4 protein-coding genes and 1 pseudogene are annotated in these 3,189 nt (G+C 60.5%); 3 read left to right on the top strand and 2 right to left on the bottom strand.

The features are described 5' to 3' along the window. Together ACXJ7R_RS28440 and ACXJ7R_RS28435 are read right to left on the bottom strand one after the other, a co-directional pair. Window positions 1-285, bottom strand: a pseudogene (locus ACXJ7R_RS28440) (hypothetical protein); the annotation flags it as partial. Window positions 286-742: 457 nt separating this feature from the next. Then, on the bottom strand, window positions 743-1,069 hold the full coding sequence (locus ACXJ7R_RS28435) for a hypothetical protein (protein ID WP_457154730.1): 327 nt from the start codon (window positions 1,067-1,069) through the stop codon (window positions 743-745). Between the two features lie 198 nt (window positions 1,070-1,267). Here ACXJ7R_RS28435 and ACXJ7R_RS28430 point away from each other — a divergent pair, with 198 nt between their 5' ends. The 3 genes from ACXJ7R_RS28430 to ACXJ7R_RS28420 all read left to right on the top strand — a co-directional run bounded on the left by ACXJ7R_RS28430 (window position 1,268) and on the right by ACXJ7R_RS28420 (window position 2,947). Beyond that, window positions 1,268-1,576 carry a hypothetical protein gene (locus tag ACXJ7R_RS28430; protein WP_457154729.1) on the top strand — a complete coding sequence of 103 codons (309 nt, stop codon included), beginning with the start codon at window positions 1,268-1,270 and terminating at the stop codon, window positions 1,574-1,576. Between the two features lie 302 nt (window positions 1,577-1,878). Then, complete coding sequence (locus ACXJ7R_RS28425) at window positions 1,879-2,133, top strand: hypothetical protein (protein WP_457154728.1); 255 nt, start codon at window positions 1,879-1,881, stop codon at window positions 2,131-2,133. Next, a complete protein-coding gene (locus ACXJ7R_RS28420) occupies window positions 2,078-2,947 on the top strand; it encodes a sunset domain-containing protein (RefSeq protein WP_457154727.1) in 870 nt (289 codons plus the stop codon). Before ACXJ7R_RS28425 ends, ACXJ7R_RS28420 begins: the two co-directional genes overlap by 56 nt. Window positions 2,948-3,189: the final 242 nt, after the last annotated feature.

Below are 3,189 nucleotides of genomic sequence, written 5' to 3'. Positions count from 1 at the left end.
GTAGTAGGCAAACGCGCCGATGCCGTATCCCTGCGCCTCTGAGACAAGCGCCCTGCGAAGATAGTCCTTGCGCTCTCCGAGAAGCCTTTCGACCGAGGGGTCGCCCGCAACATCCCAAGGCGGGAATTGACCAATCTTCATGATGGATTTTCGGTCATTCGCAACTTTAACGACGAAGAATGCCTCAACCTCTTCGCAGCCTATGCAAAGGTACCGAAGCCTCAGCACTTCGCCACCAGTGTCTCCGTTAGTAATGCGACCAACCTCATAATACTCGTTGATCATCGCAAAGGTCTGATCAGATTTGCACTTCGGGCATGCTCGATTGATCCTCCCTTTCGGAATCGATCCGAGAGAGTTTGGTATCTCCATGTTGAATTTTCGGTATAGTGGATATTCTTGGAGAAATTCTCGACTTGGCAACTTCCCGACCCCCACAGCACGACTCGAAATCCTAGTCATCTGAGTAGCAGACCACTTGCCGCCTCGTGAAGTCCCCGTCCCCCTATCATTCAAAGTACTGGCAATAGCGGCGAGGTGGRCCGGCCGGCCGTGACGGGAGGGGGGACGGTCAAGCGGGAGCCCTCTTCAACACCCTCGTTACCCAAGTCGTCGATCAATCGCCTCCCCGCTATGTCTTTGCCACTATGTCGTTCATCGTGTCAGCGTTGGCAGTGCGGGTCTGACCGGTCCGAACGGTTTGGCACGGCCAGCCGGGAGGAGTCGTCACGCCGGTCGAGTCCTAAGGCGAAGGCGGCGCGGCCGCTTCGGCATTGTCGGACTTCCCCTTCAGCACCCTACCACTCGCCTCCAACATGCTGACCGCCCCGGCCAGGCAGGAGCCGGCGACGGCTGCCGCCAGGACCCAATCAGCTAGCCTGCCCGAGCGAGACATGGCCAGGAAGACAATTAGCGCCGCAACGCCTAGCCCAAGGTTGGCACTGTAGACCGCAACAATCACCAGCCATCTGGGAGCAGGGCGCGAGGCATCGACGGCGGTAGCCCACATGACCAACAGGGCGATCCCTACTGCAATCGCGATGAACCCTATCGTCCCGAAAAAGACCATTGATGCGCTCCCCTAGCAAGCGAACACATTAGTGACACACCTCGGAGTCCTTAGGAACTGCGCCGGGGACGGGGGGACGGCCTCTCTTTGGGCCACCATTGCGACAGTCGGTGGGGYGATTGCCTACCTGGGGTTTAGATGTATAGCTCCTGCCAGCATATTTGGGGGGCGAGTCTTATGCGGAATGCTTGCGTAGCCATGGCGGCGATGCTGACGATTAGCGGTTGCGCGATGACGCTGCCGGTTAGGGGGCAATCGGGCGACGGATCGGAGACCTTCACGGGTTCGGCCACCGGCCAGATCGATGGAGCCGGAACGCTTTCCATTGTGAGCAACAAGGGCCGCACCTGCAAAGGTGACTTCGTCTATACGACCAACCGCGAGGGGAGTGGCACGTTCACTTGCAGCGACGGCACGAGCGGCCCCTTCACGTTCGTCTCGACTGGCACTCGTGGGACAGGCTCGGGCACGCTTGGTGGCAAGCCCTTCACGTTCTCATTCGGATGAGCGGCCCAGCCCCACGCTACACACAAAGTCGGCTGACGCGTGGCCTCATTTTCGGCGGTGTTGGGTACCTCATTGGCCTCAGCACGGGCGTTGCGGCTCTGGGCAGTGCAGTGAGCGGCGCGGTTGTGTTCGGCCCCATTGGCTTCGTCATCGGGTGGTTGCTGCCTGCCAGATGGGCTGGTGCGGAAGCGCCGCCGGCCGAATCGCTGTTGACTCCGGTGGATGCGGCGACTGAGCCAGGTCCTGGCCCCATTGAGCCACCAACAGCCCCGCGTAGCGACTTTCAGCGTGTCGAGGATTCCTTGAACGAGATGATCCCCATGGTAGGGCGCGTCCTCGGCTCCGTCTGGAACCTGGAGATGCGGCTGCTGATAGCGGTCGGCCTCATGCCCTATTTTGTTCGCCACGGTTGGCTGCTGTTCGGCCTCGCCATCTTGCTGCTCGCGGTGGTGTTCCCTTTGGGCATCGTCTTCACGGTCACCGGGGTTGCCGCAATGAGCTATGGCGCRGAGGCCGGCAGCAACTTCATCATCGACCTTCAGCGCCCTGCGGTCTGATCCTCCGGGCTTACCACCCGCCACCTTATGTCATACACCCCACGGTCCTGCGGGACTCCTGCGGCAAGGTTCTGGCCATGCTGGCTGGAGACCCTGGACTGTGATGGGCGGGCCTGCGGTGGCCATGGTGCGGGGGATAGCTTCCCCTCCCTCTTCTACCTGGCGGAACTGCGGCCAGTCTTTCCGGTACCTTAATGCAGTCACTTTGAGCACTACCACCCGGCAGGCCGAAGGAGCGCCATCTGATAAGTCAGGGCCGATGAGGGCGAGGATCGCTCGGCACTTCTACCCCCCAAAGCCGGCCTCGGCGCTGCGAACACCTAAAGACCACCAGGGGGCCTCCCTTTACCCCATAGGGGGGAGTTATCGCGATGTCGTCTCGACGCCGCCATTACCTGCCTCGTCTGGACTTCTAGCCCTAGTGGACGCATTCTATCCTTGGGGAGAGGCGATGAGCAAAGTAGTTCATCCCAAATGGGCGAGACGGCGAAAGCCATTGTGGCGCTCGCTTCTCGCTGCTCGCCTTACTCTCGCTCTGGCGCTGCTGGCGGTTACTTCAGTCGCCTACGTTGCGACCAATGACCGGTCCCAGCTCCCGCGCGTCCATGTCTCTGGAACTTCATCGAGCACGGTAGCGGTCCGCAGGGCGGGCTGCGACATCAAGGGCAACATCAACGAACGGGGCGAGCACATCTATCACATGCCGGGCCAAGCGTATTACTTGGCTACTCGCATTAATCCTGCACGAGGGGAGCGATGGTTCTGCTCCCAATGGGAAGCATGGTGGGCTGGCTGGCGGAAGGCGAAGGTGTGATGGCAATGACAGCCTTGGACCTGTTCGTCGTCTTTGATAGTCGCGAATAGCCCTCATGGCTCTGCATTGGTTCAACCCTCCCGTTTACGTTAGGACCGACCGTCCTGGGCTCCGCTACGGGGTCAGTCATGTCGAGGGTGCTGCCGAACAGCTCCTCAAGTGGACCAAGAAAGGGCCTAAGTGGAACTACGCGATGCGCGTTTGCATGGCCGCTCTGGCCGACGAGATGCCACCTCAAGAAG

The sequence above is a fragment of the Mesorhizobium sp. P5_C1 genome (assembly GCF_054049815.1).
Note: the sequence above shows the minus strand (reverse complement) of the source record. Positions and strands in the feature narration are given on the sequence as shown.